At 53.3% G+C, this 24438-nt stretch carries 26 protein-coding genes; 7 read left to right on the top strand and 19 right to left on the bottom strand.

The genetic code is table 11. The features are described from left to right. Positions 1 to 107: 107 nt before the first annotated feature. The 7 genes from DHf2319_RS12715 to DHf2319_RS12685 form a co-directional block, all read right to left on the bottom strand. On the bottom strand, positions 108 to 389 hold the full coding sequence (locus DHf2319_RS12715) for a type II toxin-antitoxin system RelE/ParE family toxin (protein WP_243478727.1): 282 nt from the start codon (positions 387 to 389) through the stop codon (positions 108 to 110). Then, entirely contained in the window at positions 389 to 613 is a 225-nt protein-coding gene (locus DHf2319_RS12710; protein WP_243478726.1) for a ParD-like family protein, read from the bottom strand. The genes DHf2319_RS12715 and DHf2319_RS12710 overlap by 1 nt, the downstream gene beginning before the upstream one ends. Before the next feature lie 223 nt (positions 614 to 836). After that, positions 837 to 1577 (bottom strand): uracil-DNA glycosylase, encoded by a 741-nt coding sequence (locus DHf2319_RS12705; RefSeq protein ID WP_369810254.1) that lies wholly within the window; start codon positions 1575 to 1577, stop codon positions 837 to 839. Position 1578: 1 nt separating this feature from the next. Then, positions 1579 to 2493: an HpcH/HpaI aldolase/citrate lyase family protein gene (locus DHf2319_RS12700; protein ID WP_243478724.1), complete on the bottom strand. Its 915-nt coding sequence runs from the start codon at positions 2491 to 2493 to the stop codon at positions 1579 to 1581. A 2-nt stretch (positions 2494 to 2495) separates the two neighbouring features. After that, positions 2496 to 2951, bottom strand: coding sequence for an HIT family protein (locus DHf2319_RS12695; protein WP_243478723.1), 456 nt, complete (start codon positions 2949 to 2951; stop codon positions 2496 to 2498). Beyond that, the gene (gene pap / locus DHf2319_RS12690) at positions 2938 to 4422 is read right to left on the bottom strand and encodes a polyphosphate:AMP phosphotransferase (RefSeq protein ID WP_243478722.1); all 1485 of its coding nucleotides are present in this window, start codon (positions 4420 to 4422) and stop codon (positions 2938 to 2940) included. The genes DHf2319_RS12695 and pap overlap by 14 nt, the downstream gene beginning before the upstream one ends. A 9-nt stretch (positions 4423 to 4431) precedes the next feature. Continuing rightward, positions 4432 to 5289 (bottom strand): MBL fold metallo-hydrolase, encoded by an 858-nt coding sequence (locus DHf2319_RS12685; protein WP_243478721.1) that lies wholly within the window; start codon positions 5287 to 5289, stop codon positions 4432 to 4434. Positions 5290 to 5386: 97 nt separating this feature from the next. Here DHf2319_RS12685 and DHf2319_RS12680 point away from each other — a divergent pair, with 97 nt between their 5' ends. Beyond that, positions 5387 to 5713 (top strand): ArsR/SmtB family transcription factor, encoded by a 327-nt coding sequence (locus tag DHf2319_RS12680; protein WP_243478720.1) that lies wholly within the window; start codon positions 5387 to 5389, stop codon positions 5711 to 5713. Between the two features lie 39 nt (positions 5714 to 5752). Further along, entirely contained in the window at positions 5753 to 5947 is a 195-nt protein-coding gene (locus DHf2319_RS12675) for a YgaP family membrane protein (protein ID WP_243478719.1), read from the top strand. A gap of 94 nt (positions 5948 to 6041) precedes the next feature. Here DHf2319_RS12675 and trpC read toward each other — a convergent pair whose 3' ends face one another. From trpC to rpe, 6 genes are all read right to left on the bottom strand, one after another. Continuing rightward, on the bottom strand, positions 6042 to 6830 hold the full coding sequence (trpC, locus tag DHf2319_RS12670) for an indole-3-glycerol phosphate synthase TrpC (RefSeq protein WP_243478718.1): 789 nt from the start codon (positions 6828 to 6830) through the stop codon (positions 6042 to 6044). Continuing rightward, positions 6827 to 7858 (bottom strand): anthranilate phosphoribosyltransferase, encoded by a 1032-nt coding sequence (trpD, locus tag DHf2319_RS12665; protein WP_243478717.1) that lies wholly within the window; start codon positions 7856 to 7858, stop codon positions 6827 to 6829. The genes trpC and trpD overlap by 4 nt, the downstream gene beginning before the upstream one ends. 13 nt (positions 7859 to 7871) lie before the next feature. Next, positions 7872 to 8459: an anthranilate synthase component II gene (locus DHf2319_RS12660; protein WP_243478716.1), complete on the bottom strand. Its 588-nt coding sequence runs from the start codon at positions 8457 to 8459 to the stop codon at positions 7872 to 7874. 26 nt (positions 8460 to 8485) lie between these two features. Beyond that, entirely contained in the window at positions 8486 to 10012 is a 1527-nt protein-coding gene (trpE, locus tag DHf2319_RS12655) for an anthranilate synthase component I (protein WP_243478715.1), read from the bottom strand. Positions 10013 to 10254: 242 nt separating this feature from the next. Then, on the bottom strand, positions 10255 to 10974 hold the full coding sequence (locus tag DHf2319_RS12650) for a phosphoglycolate phosphatase (protein ID WP_243478714.1): 720 nt from the start codon (positions 10972 to 10974) through the stop codon (positions 10255 to 10257). Continuing rightward, a complete protein-coding gene (gene rpe, locus DHf2319_RS12645; protein WP_243478713.1) occupies positions 10971 to 11681 on the bottom strand; it encodes a ribulose-phosphate 3-epimerase in 711 nt (236 codons plus the stop codon). The genes DHf2319_RS12650 and rpe overlap by 4 nt, the downstream gene beginning before the upstream one ends. Positions 11682 to 11784: 103 nt before the next feature. On the opposite strand from rpe, the gene apaG reads away from it, so the two are divergent. From apaG to DHf2319_RS12620, 5 genes are all read left to right on the top strand, one after another. After that, positions 11785 to 12159 (top strand): Co2+/Mg2+ efflux facilitator ApaG/CorD, encoded by a 375-nt coding sequence (gene apaG, locus DHf2319_RS12640; RefSeq protein ID WP_243478712.1) that lies wholly within the window; start codon positions 11785 to 11787, stop codon positions 12157 to 12159. Between the two features lie 20 nt (positions 12160 to 12179). After that, on the top strand, positions 12180 to 13487 hold the full coding sequence (gene mltA, locus DHf2319_RS12635; RefSeq protein WP_243478711.1) for a murein transglycosylase A: 1308 nt from the start codon (positions 12180 to 12182) through the stop codon (positions 13485 to 13487). Positions 13488 to 13497: 10 nt separating this feature from the next. Beyond that, positions 13498 to 14673, top strand: coding sequence for an FAD-dependent monooxygenase (locus DHf2319_RS12630; protein ID WP_243478710.1), 1176 nt, complete (start codon positions 13498 to 13500; stop codon positions 14671 to 14673). Positions 14674 to 14704: 31 nt separating this feature from the next. Next, on the top strand, positions 14705 to 15472 hold the full coding sequence (locus DHf2319_RS12625; protein WP_243478709.1) for a DsbC family protein: 768 nt from the start codon (positions 14705 to 14707) through the stop codon (positions 15470 to 15472). A gap of 114 nt (positions 15473 to 15586) precedes the next feature. Continuing rightward, positions 15587 to 16675 (top strand): AI-2E family transporter, encoded by a 1089-nt coding sequence (locus DHf2319_RS12620; RefSeq protein WP_243478708.1) that lies wholly within the window; start codon positions 15587 to 15589, stop codon positions 16673 to 16675. A 317-nt stretch (positions 16676 to 16992) separates the two neighbouring features. Here the strand turns inward: DHf2319_RS12620 and DHf2319_RS12615 are convergent, their stop codons facing one another. Genes DHf2319_RS12615 through DHf2319_RS12590 form a run of 6 tightly spaced genes read right to left on the bottom strand, consistent with a single transcriptional unit; the run spans position 16993 to position 24164 of the window. Further along, positions 16993 to 17715 carry an ABC transporter ATP-binding protein gene (locus tag DHf2319_RS12615; RefSeq protein WP_243478707.1) on the bottom strand — a complete coding sequence of 241 codons (723 nt, stop codon included), beginning with the start codon at positions 17713 to 17715 and terminating at the stop codon, positions 16993 to 16995. Beyond that, complete coding sequence (locus tag DHf2319_RS12610; RefSeq protein ID WP_243480107.1) at positions 17708 to 18910, bottom strand: ABC transporter permease; 1203 nt, start codon at positions 18908 to 18910, stop codon at positions 17708 to 17710. The genes DHf2319_RS12615 and DHf2319_RS12610 overlap by 8 nt, the downstream gene beginning before the upstream one ends. Continuing rightward, a complete protein-coding gene (locus DHf2319_RS12605; protein ID WP_243478706.1) occupies positions 18900 to 20054 on the bottom strand; it encodes an efflux RND transporter periplasmic adaptor subunit in 1155 nt (384 codons plus the stop codon). The genes DHf2319_RS12610 and DHf2319_RS12605 overlap by 11 nt, the downstream gene beginning before the upstream one ends. A gap of 21 nt (positions 20055 to 20075) precedes the next feature. Beyond that, positions 20076 to 21233, bottom strand: coding sequence for an alpha-hydroxy acid oxidase (locus tag DHf2319_RS12600; protein WP_243478705.1), 1158 nt, complete (start codon positions 21231 to 21233; stop codon positions 20076 to 20078). A gap of 21 nt (positions 21234 to 21254) precedes the next feature. Then, positions 21255 to 23156, bottom strand: a complete 1902-nt coding sequence (locus DHf2319_RS12595) for a TRAP transporter permease (protein WP_243478704.1) — start codon at positions 23154 to 23156, stop codon at positions 21255 to 21257. Between the two features lie 57 nt (positions 23157 to 23213). Beyond that, positions 23214 to 24164, bottom strand: a complete 951-nt coding sequence (locus DHf2319_RS12590) for a TAXI family TRAP transporter solute-binding subunit (RefSeq protein WP_243478703.1) — start codon at positions 24162 to 24164, stop codon at positions 23214 to 23216. Between the last annotated feature and the right edge of the window lie 274 nt (positions 24165 to 24438).

The raw sequence follows: 24438 nt of genomic DNA, 5'->3' as shown, positions 1-24438 counted from the left end.
CGAAAGGAAAGAGGGTCAGGGAGCGATTAAAAATTAACGTGAAGCGGCAGTGTAGTCTATTTCTGCATGTAATGCTAGTGAAAACCCTAGGAGCGTGAAATCAGCGCTTACCGTTTTAGTCCTCGGTAGAAGTTTTCATGACTCCCCAGTAATAACAAATAGCGAGTTTGCGGGTCGTACTCGTAGGCGAGCAGCATTTCCTGAGTCTGCACTTTAAATTTGTAAACATACACACCGCTCAAGTCACCGCGCTTTTGGGTACCAATCTCTGGGTCGTTGACTATCTCTTGAACCGCATCATCAACTTTGATTTTTTGCTGGTTGTAGAGCTTCTTGTATGTTCTAGCAAATGCAGCTGACTGGATAACTTTGATTTCACGAGATGCCATCAACGCTTGCCCTGAGATACAAATTCAGTGGCGAGTGTGGAACCTTCTGCGCGAGCGATTAATAGATCGCGCACAAATTCGATAGGTAGGTCTGGATTGTCAAGTGCTGCTTTACCAACCAGCGCCCAAAATTCGAGCTGGCCTGCAATGGTACGCCGCTCGGCGTGCGCATGCGCTTTGGCTTGCTCGTATAGTTGGTCGTCAATGCGTACTGGCATGCTCATGGTGTGTTTAAAAATCATGTTGAAACGTATTGCTACTATTGTAGTAAATCAGCTGGTGATGTCAAACTCTGCAATGCAAATGGCGAAAGTAGAGACGTTGATATGTTTAGGGTAAATCAATGCAGAACTTTAATGGGTCAGGCAGGAACTATCTATTGTGGCTTTCACGATATGCCTAACTGGCAGACTCAATTTATGTCTGGAGTGCAGAAACTAGTGACTTTTAGTTTGACCATTGAACCGCTAGTAAATCTTGCGCCTCGAGCCACTCGTTCGCCCGCCCAAAATGCCCGCAGCCCAGAAACGGCACAGGCGGCCGGCGCGCTGACAGCGGTGACGGATGGTTGGCTGCCAGAATGAAGTGCTGCCTGCTGTACGACTTAATCATCTCGGCTTTGGCTTGTGCATGTGCTCCCCAAAGCATGAACACCGTGGGCGTTTGGCGTTTGGCAACTGCCGAAATAATCGCATCGGTCACGACTTGCCAACCAAGCTTGGCATGCGAGGCTGCTTGTCCGTCTCGGACTGTCAAGGAGGTGTTGAGCAACAGCACACCCTGTCTAGCCCAGCGGCTTAGATCTGGATCTGGCTGAGGTTTTAGCGTGTCGGTCTGTAGCAGTGGGTCCTGCGAAATTTCTAGAAAAATGTTTCGCAAGCTTGGCGGTATCTTGCAGTGTGACGCAACTGAAAACGCGAGCCCCTGTGCTTGATCGGGTCCGTGATAGGGGTCTTGCCCGAGGATCACGACTTTGACGTCATCGAGCTCGGTCAGTCTTAGTGCGCGCCAGGGGTCTGCCGGGTAAATGATGGCGCCAGCAGTTAGTTCTGCCTTGATCGCCGCGGTGGTCCGGACCAGTTGTGTGCTGGCAGGTGGTGTTGATAGAACAGCCTGCCAGCGCTTGGGCAGGCTATCAATGCCGAGCGCAGAAAGGTCCTTTAACCGATTGCCTGCTGAGTTACCGATTTCACTCACGGCCAGTCGGATGGCGACGTGAAATCAGTGCCTGCAAGGCATTGTCGCGTTCAATTAGAAGCTGCGCTTGAGCCACGACTGGTGCATCAACCATGCGACCCTCAAACGTACAGGTTGCCTGGTTGGCAGCACGAGCCTGTTCAAATGTCTTGATCAATGCGCGCGCGCGCTCAACGGCCCTAGGGTCAGGGCTAAATGCCTCGTTGGCTGGATCGACTTGTGATGGGTGGATGCAGAACGCACCTTCAAACCCGAGGCGCGCAGCCCGTTGCACCGTTTGCTTGAACTTGTCCTGATCGGCAAAGTCGGCGACGGAACCAACAAAGCCTATCGGTACAATGCCGGCCCTACGACAGGCAGCGACTGCCATCACGTTTGGGACATACAACCCATCGGTATCTACGGCCATTCGCAAAGAGACCGCGAGGTCTTCCGCACCGACGATCATGCCGTATACCCTTGGGTGAGCACGGGCGATGTCATCCATGTTGGCCAAGCCATCGGCGTCTTCAACCATGGCAATCAATTGCGTATGGCCAATCGGCAGACCTTTTTCTTGTTCAACTTCAGCAAGAACTTCAGCGACAGACCGGATAAATGAGCCATCGGGCACCTTAGGTAAAGTTAGTGCTTTGATGGCCGGATGCACGCATGCCTCAAGGTCGCGCAGCAATAGTCGCCAAGGACGATTGACTCGTACGATCACATCAAACCCGGCATTGGCACATGTTTGCGCAAGTTCACCGATGCGTTGGCGGGTCGGAGCCTTCAAGTCGGGTGGGCAGGCATCTTCGAGATCAAGCTGGATGGCATCAGCATTACGCTTGAGTGCGCTTTGCAGAAACTTGTCGCTATTGGCTGGCACAAAGAGCATGGAGCGCCAGGTCACATTGTTGTTTGTAGTCATAGTCAGAATTGATTAAGGCGTTGAATCAAGGCCTGATGATAATCCTTCAGCGACCTTTGGATATCGACTAGGCGCTGTTGCGCCGGCTCTGTGTCGTTTGCTGGGCTCCAGATCGAGCCAGGAAAAGTGGCGTCATCACGCCATCGAGGAATCACATGCCAATGCAAGTGGGGTACCTGGTTGCCCAAGCTGGCAAGATTGACCTTATCTGGATGCAGTATCTCGCGCATGGTGACTTCAACCGTGAAGACAACCTGCATGAGGGCTTGCCTTTGCGGGTTGGGTAAATCAGTCATTTCAGCAACATGAGCTAGCCACACAACTCGGGTCAATCCCGGGTACGTTGGGTCCTGTGCATCGATCACCACATAGTTCTCGGTGCGCACCAATTCTCCTGGCAAAGGCACGATACACAAGGGGCACATCGATGACGCTGGATCTGGCTTAGTCGTCATCATCAATAGCCTGCTCAATACGTTTAACGAGTTGTTTAAGCACTTCAATTCGTGCGTGACGCTTGTCATTGGCAGAAATCAGATGCCAGCCAGCATGACTGGTGTCAGTGTGTACCAGCATATCAGCTGCCGCTGTTTCATAGGCTTTCCATTTGCGGCGATTGCGCCAATCTTCCGGTGTCAGCTTGTACTGCTTGTAAGGGTGCGATTCGCGTTCTTTGAAGCGCTTTAACTGTTCGGCAGGTGTAATCGCGAGCCAAAACTTCACGACGATCACGCCACTATGCGCGAGTTGATGCTCAAAACCGTTGATCTCTGCGTAGGCACGATGCCAAACCGACCGTGGGATGAGTTTTTCTACTCGCTCAACTAGCACCCTGCCATACCAGGAGCGATCGAAGATGGAAATTTGGCCAAGCCGAGGCACACGACGCCAGAAGCGCCACAGATAAGGGCGATCAAGCTCAAATGGTTTGGGTGCAGCCACTGGCATGATGTCGTATTGCCGTGCATCGATGGCCTGAGTGATGCGACGAATGGCACCGCCTTTGCCTGCCGCGTCCGAGCCCTCGAAGACAATCATCAGCGCATGTTTCTGGACAAACCCTTTGCTGCGCACGAGTCTGGCTAGACGGTTCTGCCAGTGAAGCAGCGCAGTTTGATAATCATCTTTTGAAAGTTGGGCGCTGTAGTCCAATTCAGTCAGCGGGTTACGCTGCCGTTTGAGTGTCGGTAAAACGGCCGGGTCATGTAACGGGGGAACTCGAACGGTTCGCCTTTGCAGCGCTTCAAGCACTGCTTGCCCGGTTCTGACCATGCGCACGTTTTCGTCAGCGGCCGGGATAATGATCCAGGGAGCATGAGCCGAGTCAGTCGATTCAATGATTCGCTGTGCTGCTTGACGCAGATGCTTGAATCGTTTGGGTACATCCCGGTCTTCCGGGGCAACTTTCCAGGCGGTCGATGGGTTCTGCAAAAGTTCCTGCATGCGCGCCTGTTGCGCTTTCTTTGACAGGTGAAACCAGAGTTTGATGACTTGCACGCCATTGGCGACCAGATCAGCTTCATAGCGCCTGGCGGCCAAGATCATATCCTCGAACAAGTCAGGATTGGGGCGTTTCTTTAAGGCCTCTTCCATCAAGGGTGCATAGCCTGACCCAAACACAATTCCAATGTCACCTTTGGCGGGTAACGCCCGCCAAAACCTGTATTGCCGGGGATACACGCGGTCCTGTTCGGTTGGGCGCGTAAATGCCATCGTATGGATATGACGAGCATCCATCCAATCGTTTAGCAGATTGATCGTGTCGCCTTTGCCCGCGCCATCAATTCCACCAATCAGAATTAATAGTGCCCGCTCCTTTCTTTCTAAAAACTTGTACTGCGCCCGCAATAATCGCGTGCGCAGTTGGGGGATCAGGCGCTTGGCCTCGCTGTCAGAAAGTGATGGGTCAGACTCGGCCAGTTCAAACATGCAATTGGGTTACACCGCATTCAGAGGGATCTTCAGATAGCTTACGCCATTATCCTCTGCGGGGGGAAGAGCACCGGCACGTATATTGACCTGAATCGAGGGCAACAGCAGCGTTGGCATGGCCAGCGTGGCATCGCGTGTGCTACGCATCTTGACGAACTCATCTTCCGAGATGCCATCGTGCAAATGAATGTTTTTCTCGCGCTCCTCGGCCACCGTGGTTTCGCAACGTACCTCACGCCCAGCTGGCGGATAATCGTGACACATCATCAGCTTGGTCTCAGGCGGTAGCGCCAAAAGGCGTTGCACCGATTTGTACAGTGTGTTGGCGTTGCCGCCGGGGAAGTCGCAACGAGCCGAACCCACATCTGGCATGAACAACGTATCACCCACGAACACGGTATCGCCGTTGACGACATAAGCCATGTCAGCCGGTGTATGGCCTGGTACGTGCCAAGCTTGTGCTTCGATATCACCGATCTTGAATGTTTCATCAGCTTTGAACAAGTGATCGAATTGGGAGCCATCGAGTTCAAACTCGGGTTCAAGATTGAAGATCTTCTTGAAAACACCTTGAACGGTCTTGATCGCATCACCGATGGCGATTTTGCCACCGAGCTCGCGTTTCAAATAAGGTGCGGCTGACAGGTGGTCAGCGTGCGCATGGGTCTCGAGCAGCCACTCTGTTTTGAGGTGGTTGTCTCTGACAAAAGCCATGACAGCATCGGCGCCTGCGGTGTTCGTGCGACCTGATTTGGGGTCATAGTTCAGAACAGAGTCGATGATGGCGCAGGCGGTGCCAGGACCATTGTCAACGACGTAGGTAAAGGTCGAGGTGTCATTGTCAAAAAACGGTTGTACGCGCATCTTGTTACTCCATATACAAATCAGCTATATGCTTATTATATTGAAGAATAGTTTATTTACAAATATAATATAGTCATCATACCAATAGAGAATAGCCATGAATGCTGTCAGTCTGACGCCTTCAACTGTAAAAGAGCTACGCACTTCCGCAGGCAAAGCCTGCGCACTTCTTAAGACAATGGCAAATGAGGATCGTTTGATGCTTCTATGCCATCTGATCGATACCGAGCTAAATGTGGGTGAGCTAGAGTCTTTAACCGGGATTCGCCAGCCTACGTTGTCGCAGCAACTTGGCGTGTTGCGTGATGAAAAGTTGGTCGCCACACGCCGTGAAGGTAAGTACATCTATTACAAGCTGGCAAGTCCAGCTGTCTTGCTGATGATGCAGACGCTTTACGGGTTGTATTGCGGTCAGAAGTCATGAGGGCAATTGAAACGTAGCAAGACTTTTTAGGAGAGCACCATGAAAGTAAACGTTGGCGGTATCGATCGAGTTTTGAGAATAGTGGTTGGCATTGCACTGATTGCCTTGACGTTAGCCGGTACGATTGGTGCGTGGGGCTGGATTGGCGTGGTGCCATTGGCCACCGGTCTGTTTCGTATTTGCCCAGCTTACTCACTGATTGGTGTGAATACGTGTCCCCTGAAGAAATCGTAAGCTGGCGACACCTCTGCGCACAAATCAAGGGGTTCAGAAGACCGGTCTTCTGAACCCCTTGTTCATAGGCACGCGAAACTCTGTCTTGCTTTATCTAGAAAAATAGTTCTGCCAAAGCGGTACCCGGATCAGGTGCCCGCATGAAGGCTTCCCCAACTAGAAACGCGTCTACGTTGTGCTCGCGCATGAGTTTCACATCTTCACGAGACAGAATGCCGCTCTCGGTAACCACCCGTTTGCCAGCTGGAATCTGATCGAGTAGTCCAAGCGTGGTGTCTAGCGACACATCAAAAGTCTTGAGGTTGCGATTATTGATGCCGAGTAGCTTGGTCTTTAAGGTCAGTGCCTGCTCGAGCTCTTGGGCGTTATGAATCTCAACGAGTACATCTAAAGATAACTCCATGGCGCACGCTTCAAGTTCTTGCATGCGTGTGGTTTCGAGGGCTGCGGCAATCAGCAGTATGCAGTCCGCACCCATGGCACGCGCCGAAATCACCTGATAGGGGTCGATCATGAAGTCTTTGCGCAGTACGGGCAAAGTGCAGGCAGCTCGGGCCTGGCGCAGGTAGTCATGCGAGCCCTGAAAAAACTTTACATCAGTCAGTACAGACAGGCAGGTAGCGCCTGCGGCTGCATAAGAGGCAGCAATCTGGGCCGGCTGAAAATCTTCGCGGATTACGCCTTTTGACGGGGAAGCTTTCTTGATTTCAGCAATGACCGCTGGCTTGCCAGCTTCAATTTGATTCTCGATGGCAGCGGCAAACCCACGCAGATCCTGGCGGGCTTGCGCCTCGCGTAGAAGATCCGCTTCGCTACGCAGCTGACGGGCAGCTTTGATTTGCTCGGCCTTGACGGCCAGAATTTCGTCCAGAATATTACTCATGCTGCCAATTTCCTAGTTAGCGCACAGAATTGTTCGAGTTTGTCACGGGCAGCACCGCTGGCAATGAGATCAAATGCCTGCTTGATGCCGTCTGCCATGCTGCTGGCGCGATTTCCCGCGTAAATTGCAAGGCCCGCATTGTAGGCCACGATGTCGCGGGCTGGACCATCAGTGTTGTTCAGTGCTTCAAGTACAAATGCTTTGGACTCATCCCGGGAAGTCACTCGGATGCTACGGTTCGATGTCATGCTTAACCCAAAATCCTCTGGATGGATTTCGTACTCATGGATTTCACCGTCCTTAAGTTCACCGACCATGGTGGCTGCCCCGAGAGATGCCTCGTCCATGCCATCGCGACCATGAACGATGAGAACATGGCGTGAACCTAGCGACTGTAAAACGCGCACTTGAATGCCAACAAGATCTGGGTGAAACACGCCCATCATCTGGTTCTTGGCGCCAGCCGGATTGGTCAGCGGGCCCAAAATATTGAACATGGTGCGCACGCCGAGTTCCTTACGGATTGGCGCGACGTGTTTCATGGCACTGTGATGGGCCTGCGCAAACATAAAACCAATGCCGATTTCCGAGATGCATTGCGCCACTTGTTCGGGCGATAGATCAACGCGTGCACCAAGGGCTTCAAGGATGTCAACGCTGCCGCTAGGGGATGAGGCACTTCGACCGCCATGCTTGGCCACCGGCACCCCGGCGGCGGCTGCTACAAACATGGCAGTGGTTGAAATATTGAAGGTATTTGAACCGTCTCCACCGGTGCCGCACAAGTCAAGCAGATCGGCTGCGTTCGGTGTCTGCACGGGCGTAGCAAACTCTCGCATGACGGTGGCTGCCGCAGTGATTTCGCCGATGGTTTCTTTTTTGACACGCAACCCCATGATCAAAGCGGCGGCTAAGGTGGGTGACATGTCGCCACGCATCAACATCCGCATCAAATGCAACATCTCATCATGAAAGATCTCGCGATGTTCAATGCAGCGCGACAGGGCTTCGCTCGGTGTGATGGTCATGGTTATCTCCGTGTCAGGCTGCGCTTGCCGCAGGAGTGGGCAGTTTTAGAAAGTTTTGTAAAAGCGCATGGCCGTGTTCTGTCAGAATGGATTCCGGGTGAAACTGCACCCCGTAGATGGGGAGGTCGCGGTGTCGGATACCCATGATTTCACCGTCGGCAGTCTGGGCCGTGACAATCAGGCACTCGGGCAGCGTTTCACGTTCAATGGCCAGTGAGTGATAGCGAGTCACCGTGTAAGGTGATGGCAGATTGGCAAAGACATCTGTACCTTGGTGGGTGATTTCAGAGGTTTTACCGTGCATCAATTCTTTGGCACGAATGATTCGACCACCAAACGCTGCACCAATTGACTGATGACCGAGGCAGACGCCAAGAATCGGTACTTTGCCAGCAAAGTGTTTGATCAATGGCACCGAGATACCAGCCTCGGCTGGTGAACAAGGACCTGGTGAGACACAGATATGGTCTGGCGCGAGTGCCTCGATTTCTTCAAGAGTGATCTGATCGTTGCGATAAACACGCACGTCTTCACCGAGCTCCCCAAAATACTGCACCAGGTTGTAGGTAAATGAATCGTAGTTGTCGAGCATGAGCAACATGATGGTCTCGCTTGTCTAGTCAGGGCTTAGATGGGGCTGTCAAGGCCGTTTTGAACTTGTTCGGCTGCGCGCAACACCGCGCGTGCCTTGACCTCGGTTTCCATCCATTCTTTTTCTGGGTCAGAGTCAGCCACAATGCCGGCGGCTGCTTGAACATACAGCATGCCATCCTGAATGATGCCGGTACGAATCGCGATGGCTACATCCATTTCGCCGCCGTAGCTCAAGTACCCGGTGGCGCCACCATATATGCCGCGTTTGACCGGCTCGAGTTCATCAATGATTTCCATGGCGCGCACCTTGGGCGCGCCAGTCAGGGTGCCAGCGGGGAAGGTGGCGCGTAACACATCCATATTGCTCATCTCGGGCGCGAGCCTGCCCGTGACGTTGGATACCAGGTGCATCACGTGGGAATAACGTTCAATGACCATGGTGTCGGTGACCTTGACCGACCCGGTCTTGGCAACACGGCCAACATCGTTGCGGGCCAGATCGATCAGCATCACATGCTCGGCACGCTCTTTGGGGTCAGCCTGCAACTCCTCAGCAAGCGCAGCATCTTCCTCGGGTGTGCCGCCCCGGCGACGTGTACCAGCCAGGGGCCGTATCGTGACCTCGGTTTCTGCTTCTGCAGACTCGGTACCAGGCACATGTTCTTGTCTGACCAGAATTTCTGGTGATGCACCGACGACCTGGAAATCCCCAAAATTCCAGAAGTACATGTATGGCGAGGGGTTCAGCGAGCGCAGAGCCCGGTATAGCGATAATGGCGAATCTCGAAATGGCTTGGCAATTACCTGACCAACCTGGACTTGCATCAGGTCGCCAGCTTCAATGTACGCCTTGGCACGTCTAACAGCTGCGAGATAGTCTTCCTTGTCAAAACTTCGGATTTCTTCGGTGACTACACTAGCATGACTGTATGGGATGTCTACTGGTTTGCGCAGTTTGATGCGTAATTCTTTCAGGCGCTGCTGTGCTTTGTTGTAGGCCTCAGGTACGCTGGGATCGGCATAAACCAATAGATAGGTGCGACCGGCCACATTATCTACGATCACGAGCTCATCGATTTGCAGCAGCAAGAGGTCCGGTGGCCCTTCACCCATGCCCTCTGGAAATGGTTTGTTGGCTGGACCTAAGCGCGGTTCAATGTGCCTGACGGTGTCATATCCGAAATAGCCGGCCAAGCCACCAGCAAATCGAGGCATACCCGGGCGTAACGCCACTTTGAATCGCTTTTGAAACTCGGAGATGAACTGCAGTGGATCACCCTCATGGGTTTCGACCACCTTGTCATCTGTCAGTACCTCGGTTTTGTGTCCCCGAGCACGAATGATGGTTCGGGCTGGCAGACCAATAAACGAATATCGTCCAAATCGTTCACCACCCACCACGGACTCAAGCAAACAAGTGTATTTACCTGCATTAGGACCTGAATTGGCGAGTTTTAGATAGATCGCCAGTGGTGTGTCCAGATCTGCATAGGTCTCAGCTACCAGCGGTATCCGGTTGTATCCCTGTTTGGCCAGTGCATTGAATTCAATTTCTGTCATGGTGCAATCACTTTGTTGGTTTGCTTCAGGGGCCGGGTCTAACTGTCTGTCAATAAAAAAGCCCGACCTGTTTAAGGGGCGGGCTCGTGTACGTTGTGTTGATCTTGCTGCTTGACCAGTGCCGTGGGCCTACCCGTTAGACGAACGCCACCAGCACCACCAGGCACCAGACATCGTAAGCGGGAGACATTTCAGTTTCATGATCAGTTATCGAATCAGCACATTAAAAGTTTCATTCGCCATTACTCGTTTGGTCTGTTGTCTGGCCGATTGTTCTGTAACCAAACGACAGCTTCAAACACGGACTCAACTATACCATCGACAGGCAAGTCTGTGACGGGATTGCCTTCGTTGTAGCCATAAGGAACCGCCACTACCCCACAACCTGCAGCTTTGGCAGCCAAAGCATCATTGATTGAATCGCCAATCGTCAAGGTGGCCGTTGGTCTGCTGTTTAGCTGTTCACAGGCTTGCAAGATAGGTTCAGGGTCGGGTTTGCGCCTGGTACACGTGTCACCGCCAATAACAGTTTGCATGAACTGCATCAGATTAGTGCGCTCTAGGAGCGGGACGCTAAAGTCATAAGGCTTATTGGTGACAACTGCCATTGGAATGCCTAAGTCCTTGAGGGCCTGGAGTCCTTCCAGCACGCCGGGGTAGATGAGGGCTTTGTCACCATTGGTTGCCCGGTAATGCTCAAAAAACACGGCCCGGGCTTTCTCAAATAAGGTTGGATCAGTTTCACGTGCTTCGAGGCTGCCTGCCAGTGTGCGTTTAATCAGGTTGTCTGCGCCTTTGCCAACGAACGTTCGGATGAGCTGCTCATCCAACAAGGGCATATCAAGTGCTGCTCGTACTTGATTGGCTGAGGCCGCCAGGTCTGGCAGGGTGTCTAGCAATGTGCCATCGAGATCGAGCAAAACGCCTTGCCAACCGTTGGCAGCTTTTTCCGATGCGTTCATGCTTGTCCGGCGTCTGCATTGGCAATGGCTTGGCGCATCTGGGCGATGATCGCCACATAGTCTGGCTTGCCAAAGATGGCAGAGCCCGCCACGAAGGTGTCGGCTCCAGCTGCTCGAATCCGACCGATATTGTCTACCTTGACTCCACCGTCCACTTCAAGGGCGATTGGTTGTCCGCCGGCGTCCAAATGCCGATCGATCCGCTGGCGCGCATCTGTTAGCTTGGCCAGCGTAGATTCGATAAATGATTGTCCACCAAATCCCGGGTTCACCGACATCAGCAAAATGATGTCTAGCTGGTCCATGACGTGATCCATCCACGACAATGGCGTGGCTGGATTGAATACCAAGCCAGCTTTGCAGCCATGATCCCGAATCAGGGCCAAAGTGCGATGTACATGCCGCGAGGCTTCCGGGTGGAAGGTGATCACGTTGGCGCCTGCCTTGGCAAACATGGGTACGAGGGCATCAACGGGCTCAACCATGAGATGTACATCGATGGTGGCGTCCGTAATGGGCCGTATTGCCTCACAGATCATGGGACCAAACGTCAGGTTGGGAACAAAGTGGTTATCCATCACGTCGAAATGGATCCAGTCTGCGCCAGCTTTCAGTACATTGGTGACTTCCTCGCCCAATCGTGTGAAGTCGGCAGATAAAATGCTGGGAGCCAAGCGGGCTTTAGGTAAGGGTCTGGAAGCAGTCATGGTGTAATGCAGTAACTGATTGAAGGCTCGATTATCGCAGTGATTCGGTCCCAATTGGCGTGTGTTCGGCGTTCGTCTAACGGTTTTTTCAGGGAAAACCCGCGTGAAACCATATGAGATAACAGTTCAGGTGCAGTCTCAGTTCATGCCAGAGCAGTCTGAGCCAGCGCAGCAGCATTATTTTTTTGCTTATACGGTGCGTATCACCAACACAGGACAGCAGCCTGCCCAGATCATCAGCCGTCACTGGGTGATTGTCGATGGCAATAACCAGCGGCAAGATGTCAGGGGCTTAGGGGTGGTTGGTCAGCAGCCATTGCTCGCTCCGGGTGAGACGTTTGAGTACACCAGTGGTTGCCCTCTAAAAACCCCGGTCGGCAGCATGCACGGTACTTACTTGTGCGTTGGCGATGACGGCCAAGCGTTTGAGGCCACGATCCCCGAGTTTGTGTTGGCCATGCCACGCACTTTGCACTAGGTTTAACGATGGGTTTTTTAATGACTAGTAAACATAGGCTGTCACCACTTGGTTTGGTGGTGTCGGTTTCAGCGATTCTGGCGGGCTGCTCGACGGCACCTCCACAACCAGCACCGATTGTTGCACCGACAGTGTCGGACACACGGACTACTTCATTTCGGTTGCCCCCGTTAAGCAGTCTGCCAGCCGAGAAGCCCAGAGTGCTCAAAGGCACGTATGTGCAAGTTGCCTGGGACGATATGCCGAGTTGGCAAAGCGACAACTTACAGAACTACTGGGCCAATTTTGTACGTAACTGTCAGGGCCTGATGCGCCCGACTGGCGGTAATTTGGCTCGACCGGCGCGTGCCAATCCGCGTGTGTGGCATGGTGTCTGTTCAGCGGCCTTAAACCCGGCGACAGCGCCAAACGCGAATGATGAAGTGGCTGTGCGACGCTTTTTACAGACCTATTTGGTACCTTGGAAATTGGAATCCCCGCCAGGCAAAATGGCCAGTGGTATGGTGACCGGCTACTACGAACCATTGGTTTACGGTTCACGGGTGCGCCAAGGTCCTTATCAGTGGCCGCTATTTGAGGTGCCGGGCGATTTATTGAATATTGATCTTGGTGCGCTTTACCCAGATCTTGCGGGTAAACGGGTACGTGGCAAGCTCGATGGCAATCGTGTCGTGCCTTATGACAGTCGTACCGAATTGAACAATCCTAACCGCCAGCCACCAGCCATCGTGTGGGTCAACGATCCGGTCGATAACTTTTTTCTGCAGGTGCAAGGCTCGGGCCGTGTCTACCTCCAGGAAGGACCGGGTGCTGGCACTACTATCCGTTTGGCCTACGCCAATCATAATGGTCATCCCTACCGATCAATTGGCCGGTGGCTGGTTGATCAAGGCGAGCTCAAGCTGAATCAGGCTTCCATGCAAAATATTCGTGCCTGGGCCAGAAAAAATCCCAACCGTGTTCAGGAAATGCTCAATGCCAACCCGGCCGTGGTTTTTTTCCGGGAAGAGTTGATTGCTGATCCTAGCGAAGGGCCAAAAGGTTCATATGGCATCCCACTCGGTGCGCAGCGCTCAATCGCAGTGGATACGGAGTTTGTGCCTCTGGGTACACCGGTGTATTTGATGACCACCATGCCTTCCTCTAAAACTCCACTAGACCGGATGGTGTTTGCTCAAGATACAGGCACCGCAATCAAAGGTGCGGCTCGTGCGGACTACTATTGGGGATTTGGTGAAGAGGCTGGCGCCATGGCCGGGCGCATGAAGCAGTCTGGCCAAATGTGGTTGCTGTGGCCCAAGTCTGCCGGGGCGCCAAGCGCTCAATAAAAGATTGGACATGAAACAGAACATGATCGTTTGCGGCGCTGGCATAGTTGGTATGGCGACAGCCTTGGGGCTTGCGCGTGCTGGTGTGAAAGACGTGATGTTGTTGGGGCCAGCGCCCAAGCTGCCTCTGATGGATCGCAACACATTTCATCCCCGGGTTTACGCGATTTCGGCTGCCAGTGAGAAGTTCCTCTCCGAACTTGGCGTCTGGTCGCTCATGAATACAGAGCGGGTGACTCGGGTTGAGGCGATGGAAATCAAGGGTGATGCTTTCGGTGCGCTTTATCTGCGAGCCTGGCAGGCTGCTCAGACGTCGCTGACCTGGATTGTTGAGTCGGGCGAGATTGAGCGAGTGTTGCAACAGGCACTTAAAGTGTACGGGGTGCATTGGATTGAGGACACCCTTGAAGCATTTGAGCGCGGATGCGGACAGACCAATCGTGGCACAGAACTTCAGGCTAGTCTTTGGGTGGCAGCCGATGGCGCTCGCTCCAAACTGCGGGAGTTTGCCGGTTTGCGCTATGACGAGACGTCCTATGATGCGGTGGGTGTGGTTGGTCATTTGACGACAGAGTTCGCCCATCAAGCTAGTGCGTTTCAGTGGTTCAGACCCGAGGGGGTGTTGGGGATTTTGCCGATGCCAGATACCGACGATGGCCACCAGGTGTCGATGGTTTGGTCACTAAAAACAGCCTACGCTGAAACCTTGCTTGCGATGTCTGCCGAGCGTCAACGCGAAGAACTGGCCGAGTCTCTTGGCAAGGCAACCCGAGGTCGATTGGGCCGTATGACACTGCGCAGCCAGCTGCATGGGTTTGCGTTAACCTTGGCATCCTCACCGATGATCGGTGAGAACGTGGCGCTAGTGGGTGATGCGGCGCACCGCGTCCACCCTTTGGCAGGTCAAGGGCTGAATTTGGGGTTGGGCGATGCCCAAGCTTTAGTCGAAGTCCTGATTAAACGTGAACCTTTCTTGTCAGTGGGTGATCCAACTGTTTTACGTCGCTATCGACGCTCGCGTGCGCAGGCCCTGTTGGAAATGCGTTTGGTAACCGATGGATTGAAGCGCTTGTTTGACCAAACATTGCCGCCACTGCCGTGGCTTAGAAATGCCGGCATGAGCTTGGTCGATCGCATACCGATGATTAAGCGCCTGCTCATTGAAGCAGCTTCGCGCTCGGCCTAGTTAAGACGATGAATGATTACCTGGAGACCCCATGAGATTGCTCAAACACTATTTAATGGCAGCGGCGTGTTTAGTCGCAATGCCACATGTCGTAGCTCAAACACAGGCGCCGGCTGCTGCAACTGCTGCAAGCGCACCGGCAGCCCAGAGCAAGATCGGCCAAAGTGATGCCACAACCGATGCCATCAAAAAACTATTCAGTGAGCGGTTTGGCAACATGCCGGTGCAAGAGGTCAGGTATGCGCCGTTCGGACTCTTTGAGGTGCAGATCGGCAATAGTCTTGTCTACACTGATCAGGCCGTTAATTTTGTGCTTGATGGTCATCTGATCGATGCCACTAGCCGTCAGGATCTGACAGAACAGCGTTTGCAGGAGTTGGCTCGGATAGATTTCGATGCATTGCCCAAAGAGTTGGCAATCACTCAAGTTCGCGGTGACGGCTCGCGCAAGATGGCATTGTTCGAAGACCCTAACTGCGGTTACTGCAAACAACTGCGTCGCAGCATGGAGGGCATAGACAATTTGACGGTCTATACCTACATGTTGCCGATTCTCTCGGAAGACTCAACCGAGAAGGTCAAGAATGTGTGGTGCTCGGACAACCCAAGTGCAACTTGGGACGCCTGGATGCTTCAGGGGAAGGTCCCTGCACAAAAGACTTGTGAAGCGCCGCTGGATGACCTGGTGCAGCTTGGTCGAGATTTACAGGTGCAGGGAACGCCAGCGATCTTTTTTGCGGATGGTTCGCGAGTGCCAGGCGCCATCTCAAAAGCCGAGCTGGAAAAGCGCCTGAAATAGTCGACCTTTAGAATTGCGGCGGTGGCTGCCAATAGCAGCTACCATGATGAACAGGTTTATAGAACTGTTGCTTCAGACATCTAAACTGTCGCTTTTCTGGGTATCGGGCTTCTAATGCAAAACCCCACCGCCATACCGCCGCTTGTGCGAGTACTTTTATTGCTCGTGCTAGCTGCGGCTGTTTATTTCTTTTCAGGATTTTTGGTGCCAGTTCTGGCGGCACTCATTATTGGCTTTGCCAGTTGGCCGCTCTATGAACGCTTGGTGGGGGTGATTGGTGGCAGCACGATTTGGGGTGCTTCCATTGCCCTAATGGTTATTTTGGCGGTGCTGGTGATTCCGCTTTCATTTGCGCTTTACTACGCGGTTACTGAGGCGGTGGCATTTGTGGAATGGCTACTACTAGCCAACCGTGAGGGCATGGTTGCACCCGAGTGGGTATTGGCGCTGCCATTGGTCGGCGATGAGCTCGGCAAATATTGGAATATCTATCTAGGCAAACCGCAGGCTCTGGGTGACTGGGTACAGGCGTTTAGTGGTCAACACATTGGTGATATCTATCGTATCGCCGTCGATACGACGACCAACGTTGCCTCAATCATGCTCACGGTGCTGTTCATGCTGATTGCTCTGTTCTTTATTTATAAAGACGGCAAGACTTTAGCAGGGCAGCTTGATCTGGCTGGTGAGCGTTTGCTGCCTAACCGTTGGCAGCATTTCTCGCGCGTAGTGCCAGCGACGATTAGCTCAACCGTTACCGGCATGGGATTGATCGCCATTGGTGAAGGTGTGGTGTTGGGGATTGCGTACTGGATTGTCGGGTTTCCGTCGCCTGTGCTCATGGGCGTGATCACCGGTGTCATGGCCATGGTGCCGGGCGGGGCGCCGCTTTGCTTTACGCTGGTATCCATTTATTTAGTGGGATCGGGTGACTGGATTCAAGGCGTGGGCTTATTTTTATGGGGCTCGATTGAACTATTCATCGTTGACAAGACACTCAGACCCCGGCTTGTTGGCGGGCCAGTGAAATTGCCCTTCTTGCCGACGTTTTTTGGGTTGGTGGGTGGGGTGCAAACGATGGGTGTTGTGGGCCTTTTTGTGGGTCCAGTGCTAATGGCCTTGTTGGTCGCCATTTGGCGCGAGTGGATCTACAACCTGCGGCTAGACAAGCAAGAGGCGGTAGAACAGACGACAGAAGGTTAAGTCGACGTCGCCGTATGACTCAACCCCTATATCGTTAAGCACCGGCTCAAACAATCTGTTTGCAAGGTTAATCTCGCCTGCTGTGCCGTCTTCGAAAGTGACTGACAATGTATGGCCGGGCTTAATGTCGACGGTTCTGACTCGCTCCGTTGACGTCCTCCCCGTCCTGAGCGACGAGGATGCCTCTTGGCTTTCTCAAGCCGCGAGGATTGGGCGTGTATCACTACTTCCCAATGGTTCCTGCTTCATCGTTAAAACCAACGTTTCAACTCGACAGGCGATCTCCCGATTTCTGATGCGCTATACCGAGGGATGCCTTACTTGCCCGCTTGCTCATGTCGCACATCACCCGTGAACTGGCCGTCCACGAGCGTAACGGTACGATCACACGTTTCAGATAGTCTTGGGTCGTGGGTCACAATCAGCACTGCACAGCCAAATTCACGATTGAAGTGTCTAAGCAACTCAAAGATATGAGCTGCCGTTTGTGTGTCCAAGTTGCCTGTGGGTTCGTCTGCGAGTAGTAATGCTGGGCGTGTGGCCAGTGCCCGGGCAATCGCGACTCGTTGTTGTTGACCGCCGGATAGTTGGCTGGGTTTTTTGCGCTCAAAACCTTTCAGACCGACAGCTTCAAGTAAATGCATGGCCCAAGCGGTCTGTTCTTCAGTTGGTTTGCCACCTCTGACCATCAGGGGCATTAGTACATTCTCAATCGCAGTGAACGCCTCGATCAAGTGGTGAAACTGGAATACAAAGCCGATTGATTCACGCCGGATCTGGGTGCGACCCTCGTCATCGAGTTCACGTGTGGCTTGATCAAGCAGGTACAGTTCGCCGCTCGTGGGTTGATCAAGCAAACCAATTAGATTGAGCAACGTACTCTTGCCAGAGCCTGAGGGGCCAACCAAGGCACAAAAGTCGTGTGCACGCAGTGTCATGTTTAGACCGTGCAGTACTTCAAGCTCGGTGGGCAAACCCACGTTGTAGGACTTGCGCAAGTCCTCTAGCCGCAAGACAGTCGGATCCTTGATGTTAGACATAACGAATTGCCGCAACGGGATCAAGACGAGAAGCACGCCAGGCCGGTGCAATGGCGGCGATCACTCCAGTGATGGTGGCGATACTGGTCGCAACCGGAATGATGGTTAATGAGGGGCTGATATCAAACAGCCGTGGTCCGAACTCATTAAAAATCCAGACCATGCCCCAGCCAGCACCGGCACCCGCAAACGATCCGAACAAACCGAGTATGGCACCCTGAATTAGAAACACTCGCAGCATTTGTTCTTTGCGCGCACCCATGGCGCGCAAGATTCCGATTTCGCGGGTGCGTTGTGTCACGCTAATGGCCAGCACACTGGCGATGCCAAATGCGACTGAGAGTGCCACGAAGAAACTGATCAGGCTAGATGACAGACTTTGGGACTTGAGTGCATTCATCAATTGACTGTTGATCTGCATCCAGCTCTCGGATTTCAGGTTGGTTAAGCGATCAATCTGGTCAGACACGCGGCTGGCATCGAAGATGTCTTTGACCGTCAGGTCAATCACGGTGACGCCACCATAAAGCCCAAGCAGTGCCTGTGCTTGTTTAAGTTCCAGATATACAAACCGTGAATCAAGTTCGCGCACGCCTAAATCAAATATGCCGGTGATGGTCACCACTGCGGTTCGGCCACCGGTAGCTTCCAACCGCAGCTTACTACCCACCCGGACGCCGAGGTCGCTAGCCAGCTTTGAGCCAATGACGGTATCACCAGCACCGATCCGAAACTGACCGCTGATGATATCGTCACTGATCGAAATGATTCGCTCGTAACGCACGGGGTCGATACCAATGACTGACACCGACATGGTGGCAGCACCCCGCTTGGCAAATGCTGGTCCAGAGACCACGGGCGAGACGGCCGTGACATCGGGTAGTGCTTCAAGTGCAGTAATGATTTGTTGCCAATTGTTGATTGAGCGTAGCTGCTGAGAGCGCTTGTCTTCAAGTGCGATTTGCCGAACGCCTTCAGTAATCGTTGCCTGCCGATTAACTTCCTCATAGGGTTCAACCCGGATGTGGGCCTGCGTGCCCAGGGTGCGATTGACGATGTTGGCTTGTAGCCCGGTCACTAGGGTGGTGATGAATACAATGACCGCTACGCCTACCCCGATACCAATCAGGATCAGCAGGGTCTGTGCAAATCCCTGCCGCAAGAATTTCAACGCAATGTTGAACTCAATCCACATCGCTGGCACGCACCCGTTGGCCAACGGACAAGCCGGACGTGCGAATGACCACGTCGCCTGGTGACAAACCCTCAAGGACTTCGCTGTGCGTCAACCCTCGTAGACCAAGCTTGACCGAACGATCCGTCACCCGGCCTAGCTCGATGAGTTGAACCATGGCATCCGCACCCTTGACTGCACGCAGCGCATCATTGGGTATCACCAGCGCATTGTCACGCCTACCCGTCACAATCGTGGCGGTCACCGTCATGTCCTGACGCAGATAGTCAGGCGGATTGGTAACGGCAAGCCTAACATCCACCGTGCCACGGTCAGTGTCAACCGTTGGTGCGATGTGATCGACGCTTGCTTCAAATTGCTCGTCTGGATAGGCATCAGGTATGCAAATAGCGGGCTGGCCGGTGGCCAAGATACCTAGGTTGCGTTCATCGACTGGTACGAGCACTTCCGTTTCGCCAAGACGAGCCAGTTCCATGAGTATGCGACCTGGCTGCACGACATCGCCGGGCTCGACGTTGCGCGTCAAGACAATCGCCGGAAACTGTGCTCGGATCTCTGTTTTTTCCAGGGCAGCCTGTGCTGCAGCTAAGCGCTCAACCAGAATAACTTCCTCTGGGCCACCGGGTGCCAAAGCGTCGGCGATAAGCTTGGCTTGTCTCAAGTTCGCCTCAGCAACCACCTGGGCGTTAACGGCCTTCTCGACGATCTCGCGTGAAATCGAGTCACTTTTTAAAAGGTCTGCTCGACGCTGTGCCTCACGGGTGGCCTGCTCAAGTTGCGACTCGGCTTGCTTGAGTGCCTCATTGGCTTGCAGGCGGCGTGATTGACGCAGATTGTTCAGTGCCGCTTTAGCTTCGCGCACGCGCGCTGCTAAATCATCGGCACGCAGCGTCAGCAACAGGTCACCTTGAGCTACCATATCGCCATCGCGTACGTGACGGTCTACGACAACGCCTGTGATTTCGGCCCCAACCTGTGAGGTTGACGTTGAAATCACCCTGCCAGTAGCGACCACGGTTTGTATTAAGGGCTCGTTCTTGGTGACATACACCTCAACGGCGGGGCCTTGCCAGGCACGCCAACCCAGCCAGCCGCCGATGGCCAGGGCGATGATCAGAGCGGCAATGATGCGGGGTGACTTCATGTCAGCACCCCCGAACAAGCATCAAACGGTTGGAAAAGTGCCTGGCAACAGGATACGTTTGTCGACTTTCTCGACATCGGTAAGCCCACAAAAGGCCATCGATAGATCAAGCTCATTGTGGATAAGCTGTAAAGCTTTTGCCACACCGGCTTGCCCCATGGCGCCGAGCCCGTACAGGAAACTGCGCCCGATGTAACAGCCTTGAGCGCCCAGGGCTCTTGCCTTGAGAACGTCCTGGCCACTGCGGATACCGCCATCCATGTGCACTTCAATTTGCTTTCCTACCGCATCAACAATGGCTGGCAACGCGTTGATGCTTGAATCTGCCCCGTCGAGCTGTCGGCCGCCGTGATTGCTCACAATCAAAGCATCGGCCCCGGACTGAGCCGCCAGCCTGGCGTCTTCAACATCCATGATGCCTTTTAGGATCAGTTTACCGCCCCAAAGTTTCTTGATCCATTGCACATCATCCCAGTTTAGCTTTGGATCAAATTGTGAAGCAGTCCATTCGCTCAAGCGGGACATGTCGGTGACGCCTTTGACATGGCCGACAATATTGCCAAACTGGCGGCGTTTGGTCCCTAGCATACCTAAAGCCCAACGAGGCTTGGTAGCAATATTAATCATGTTGGCGAGCGTTAACTTTGGTGGGGCACTCAGGCCGTTGCGGATATCTTTGTGGCGTTGACCCAAGATCTGAAGGTCTAGTGTGAGCACCAGTGCCGAGCAGTTTGCGACCTTGGCTCTCTCGATCAATCGGGTGATGAAGTCCCGGTCTTTCATGACATAAAGCTGGAACCAGAACGGGTGATTGTCCGTGCCTTGCGCCACGTCTTCGATGGAGCAAATGCTCATGGTCGACAGTGTGAACGGTACGCCAAACGCCTTGGCTGCACGTGCGGCGAGTATTTCGCCGTCTGCGTGTTGCATGCCAGTCAAGCCCGTGGGCGCGATTGCCACTGGCATGGCAACTTCCTGACCAATCATGGTGGTTCTTGTGGAGCGGTGCTCCATGTCAATCAGGATCCGTTGGCGGAACTTGATTTTCTGGAAGTCATCCTCGTTGGCTCGATACGTCGACTCGGTCCATGAGCCCGAGTCGGCGTAGTCGTAAAACATACGCGGTACACGCTTTTTAGCCAGTCGCCGCAAATCCTCAATGTTAGTAATGATGGGCATGCGTCCCACTCCTTGGTTATTTTAGGTCGGTCGAGCCACAGGTGGTTGGCGGCGAAGCACCAACTGCCAAACAACCACTAAACCAAGAATACCAAATCCAATCAAATCAGTGAGGCCGCCGGGCTTGATCAATGACAAAGCCCCCACGACTAGCAGTATGCGCTGAGGCATGGTCGCGTAATTTAACAACCAGCCAAACAAACCGCCAGCCAAGCCAATTACACCAATCATCGCCGTGGCGATTGGCCACAGTGCGTGATACCAGTGCTGACCCTCATCGACGATAAACAGCAGGGCAGGCTCATAGACGAACATAAACGGCACAATGTAAGCAGGCGCTGCCGCTCGAACTGCGGCAAGTCCAGCACTCCACATGTTAGCGCCGGCGATGCCAGCGGCTGCAAACACCGATAGCGCGACCGGGGGCGTGATGGCTGACAGAATCGCAAAGTACAGCGCGAACAAGTGAGCGGCTGGATCTACGATGCCCATTTTGATGAGAGCAGGTACCAGCAGAGCAACCATCACAATGTAGGCGGGTGTCGTTGGCATCCCCATTCCCAGAATGATGCCAGCCAGGGCAGTCACTAATAGCGCCAAGAAAATATGGTTGCTGGCCAAGTCCACCACGACCTGTGTAAAGACAATACCCATACCTGTGATGTTGATGGAGCCAATGACCAGTCCAGCACATGCACAAGCCAGTGCAACCGATAGGGCACCACGCGCGCCATCTTCCAGCGCCTGGATGGGTGTAGCCCACGTTATGTTTTTACGGGTTTCTTTGCGAAGCAAGGCAATTGGCAAGCAACTGAGCGCCGCGATCAAGGCACACATCGGCGCTGAATAGCCCAGAATCAGCCCTATCAGGATGATGAACATCGGTATGAACAATTGGCCTCTTACCAGCATGACTTGCCACAGTTTGGGCAACTCATCTTCCGGGATGCCAGCTAGCCTGTAGCGTTTGGCCTCAAAGTGCACCGCAAAAAATACCGATAGGTAATACAGAGCTGCAGGTACGATAGCCCAGATGGTGATTTGTAAATAAGGTACAGCGAGGAATTCGGCCATCACAAACGCAACCGCTCCCATCACGGGGGGCATGATCTGACCGCCTGTTGACGCAACCGACTCGACAGCCGCTGCGAAAGCTGGTCTGAAGCCGGTTTTTTTCATGAGCGGGATCGTGATGGGGCCAGTGACCATCACGTTGGCCACGGCGCTGCCCGACACAGTGCCAAACATGGATGAGCTCACGATGGCTACTTTACCGGGTCCGCCAGCGGACTTTCCGGTCAGAGACATGGAGAAGTCCATGAATAGACGTCCGGTGCCACTTTTCTCCATGAAGGCACCGAAGATCACAAACAACATGACATAGGCCGCAGATACCCCGAGCGTTGATCCAAAGATCCCTTCGGTAGACAGGTACAGCTGCTCTAACAGTACTTGCCAAGTTACGTTGGTGAAGAAAAAGGCGTAACCAATAAAAACCATCGCAGTCAGCGGCAGGGCCCATCCGATGATGCGCCGGGTTGCTTCGAGCACGATGATGACCGTGATAATCCCCCAGGTGACGTCACCAGGGGTCAGGTCGTCAATGTAGATAATCCGGTAAATAAAGTCTTCATAGGTGATGAAGATGTGCAGGACCCCCCCTAATCCAAGCACAAGTAGCAACATATCGTACGAACGCCACCATATATTGGAAGATCCGCGGTGACTTGGGTACAACAAAAACACCAGGGCCAGAGCAAACATGAGGTGAGTGCCTCGATAGATCACCGCCTCGGGGGGGCCGAACCACGTCACCCACATGTGGTAGAGCGACATGGTGACGGCAATGACGGTAATGATCCGTTTCATGATCGATGAAGTTGGATCAAGTGCTGCTTTCTCGTCTGAGACGACTTCACTCATGTTTGTTGTCCTGGTGTGAAGTTGATGCCCTTAAGGTGATGTTGGAACGAGGTTGTCTTACATCGCACCAACTTCTTTGTAGTACTTGACTGCACCCGGGTGCATGGGCACACCCATCTCAGTTGCCATGATTTGTGGCGTCAAGTTAGCCATGCTCTTGCTCACGGCAGCCATATCGGGAATGTTTTCTGCCATCGTCTTTACCATGGTGTAGACCAAGTCATTTGGCAAATCACAAGCGACAATGACGTGCGTGAAGTAGCCGATCGCAGGCACGTCTTCAGTCTGACCCGGATAGGTACCAGCTTTGATTATCAGCTTGTTATAGGCAGGGTTCATTTCACGCATACCCTTCATGGTTTCGTCGTCAACTGGCACCATGACCACATCGCGCGAGTTAGCCAAGTCCATCACCGCTGAGGAAGGAGCAGCAGTACCCAAGGTAAAGACATCGGCGTGACCGTCTTTCATCATTGACACTGCGTCGGTGTAGCCAGCCTGGAAGTTTGCCTTTGACAGATCGTCATAAGTCATGCCGTTTAGTTTGAGCACAGTGCTGGTCAAGACTTCAGCCGTGTTGCCGCGGGGCTGTGTGACCAAACGCTTGCCTTTCAAGTCTTTGAATGACTTGATGCCAGCATCTTTTTGCGCAACAACCTGGAAGTATTGAGGGTACAGGTTGGCGAGTTGGCAGACACCTTCGGTTTTATTCTTGTATGGAGGCTTGCCTTGCACGCCATCGACAGCGGTACTGGAATTGGACATACCAATTTGGGCTTTCTTCTCGTCAACACCACGGACATTGGCAATGCCAGCACCCGGGGTGATGGTGATGTTCAGACCAGGAACCGCTTTCTCCCACATGCCTTTCAAGGCCCCACCGAGCGGTACCCAGACGCCGCCCTGCGGGCCGGTCATGAACGTGACGTTTTGTGCGGCAGCCGGCGCCGAGGCGAGCGCTGCGGTTACAGCGGCAGCGGCAAGGCTGAGTTTGGTGATTTTTTTCATGACGTCTCCAAATTGATTAATCAACATCGGCGTGCGAATGTTTTGCCGAGCGAACCAATTCTATCTGTAAGAATCAGTTAAGCAAACATCCGGTATGTCCCTAATAAAGCAAACCTTGGGGTCTCATTTGCCTAGTAGTTCGAGTCGCAAGTGTTTGTCCTACATTGTTGCGCTGCGATATGTTTGTGTCCTTCCTATATTCACCGGCATTGACTAGGGTTTCTATTGAGATCGCTGGCGATTGCCGTGTCTATAATCGGCTGCGTGTAGTTAC

Origin of the sequence: Orrella daihaiensis (assembly GCF_022811525.1) — a bacterium.
In the GTDB taxonomy this organism is placed as follows: Bacteria; Pseudomonadota; Gammaproteobacteria; order Burkholderiales; family Burkholderiaceae_B; genus Algicoccus; species Algicoccus daihaiensis.
This window is presented reverse-complemented; position numbering and strand designations above follow the sequence as displayed.

Bases quoted from the DNA above. Each gene is read 5' to 3' on its own strand.
- DHf2319_RS12715 (WP_243478727.1), bottom strand. From the start codon at position 389: ATGGCATCTCGTGAAATCAAAGTTATCCAGTCAGCTGCATTTGCTAGA.
- DHf2319_RS12600 (WP_243478705.1), bottom strand. From the start codon at position 21,233: ATGCCCATCATTACTAACATTGAGGATTTGCGGCGACTGGCTAAAAAG.
- trpD (WP_243478717.1), bottom strand. From the start codon at position 7,858: ATGACCATCACACCGAGCGAAGCCCTGTCGCGCTGCATTGAACATCGC.
- DHf2319_RS12625 (WP_243478709.1), top strand. From the start codon at position 14,705: ATGAGATTGCTCAAACACTATTTAATGGCAGCGGCGTGTTTAGTCGCA.
- mltA (WP_243478711.1), top strand. From the start codon at position 12,180: ATGACTAGTAAACATAGGCTGTCACCACTTGGTTTGGTGGTGTCGGTT.
- DHf2319_RS12595 (WP_243478704.1), bottom strand. From the start codon at position 23,156: ATGAGTGAAGTCGTCTCAGACGAGAAAGCAGCACTTGATCCAACTTCA.
- DHf2319_RS12710 (WP_243478726.1), bottom strand. From the start codon at position 613: ATGAGCATGCCAGTACGCATTGACGACCAACTATACGAGCAAGCCAAA.
- DHf2319_RS12650 (WP_243478714.1), bottom strand. From the start codon at position 10,974: ATGAACGCATCGGAAAAAGCTGCCAACGGTTGGCAAGGCGTTTTGCTC.
- DHf2319_RS12675 (WP_243478719.1), top strand. From the start codon at position 5,753: ATGAAAGTAAACGTTGGCGGTATCGATCGAGTTTTGAGAATAGTGGTT.
- DHf2319_RS12630 (WP_243478710.1), top strand. From the start codon at position 13,498: ATGAAACAGAACATGATCGTTTGCGGCGCTGGCATAGTTGGTATGGCG.
- pap (WP_243478722.1), bottom strand. From the start codon at position 4,422: ATGTTTGAACTGGCCGAGTCTGACCCATCACTTTCTGACAGCGAGGCC.
- rpe (WP_243478713.1), bottom strand. From the start codon at position 11,681: ATGACTGCTTCCAGACCCTTACCTAAAGCCCGCTTGGCTCCCAGCATT.
- trpE (WP_243478715.1), bottom strand. From the start codon at position 10,012: ATGACAGAAATTGAATTCAATGCACTGGCCAAACAGGGATACAACCGG.
- DHf2319_RS12610 (WP_243480107.1), bottom strand. From the start codon at position 18,910: ATGTGGATTGAGTTCAACATTGCGTTGAAATTCTTGCGGCAGGGATTT.
- DHf2319_RS12605 (WP_243478706.1), bottom strand. From the start codon at position 20,054: ATGAAGTCACCCCGCATCATTGCCGCTCTGATCATCGCCCTGGCCATC.
- DHf2319_RS12615 (WP_243478707.1), bottom strand. From the start codon at position 17,715: ATGTCTAACATCAAGGATCCGACTGTCTTGCGGCTAGAGGACTTGCGC.
- DHf2319_RS12695 (WP_243478723.1), bottom strand. From the start codon at position 2,951: ATGATGACGACTAAGCCAGATCCAGCGTCATCGATGTGCCCCTTGTGT.
- DHf2319_RS12590 (WP_243478703.1), bottom strand. From the start codon at position 24,164: ATGAAAAAAATCACCAAACTCAGCCTTGCCGCTGCCGCTGTAACCGCA.
- DHf2319_RS12620 (WP_243478708.1), top strand. From the start codon at position 15,587: ATGCAAAACCCCACCGCCATACCGCCGCTTGTGCGAGTACTTTTATTG.
- trpC (WP_243478718.1), bottom strand. From the start codon at position 6,830: ATGAGTAATATTCTGGACGAAATTCTGGCCGTCAAGGCCGAGCAAATC.
- DHf2319_RS12685 (WP_243478721.1), bottom strand. From the start codon at position 5,289: ATGCGCGTACAACCGTTTTTTGACAATGACACCTCGACCTTTACCTAC.
- DHf2319_RS12680 (WP_243478720.1), top strand. From the start codon at position 5,387: ATGAATGCTGTCAGTCTGACGCCTTCAACTGTAAAAGAGCTACGCACT.
- DHf2319_RS12660 (WP_243478716.1), bottom strand. From the start codon at position 8,459: ATGTTGCTCATGCTCGACAACTACGATTCATTTACCTACAACCTGGTG.
- DHf2319_RS12700 (WP_243478724.1), bottom strand. From the start codon at position 2,493: ATGACTACAAACAACAATGTGACCTGGCGCTCCATGCTCTTTGTGCCA.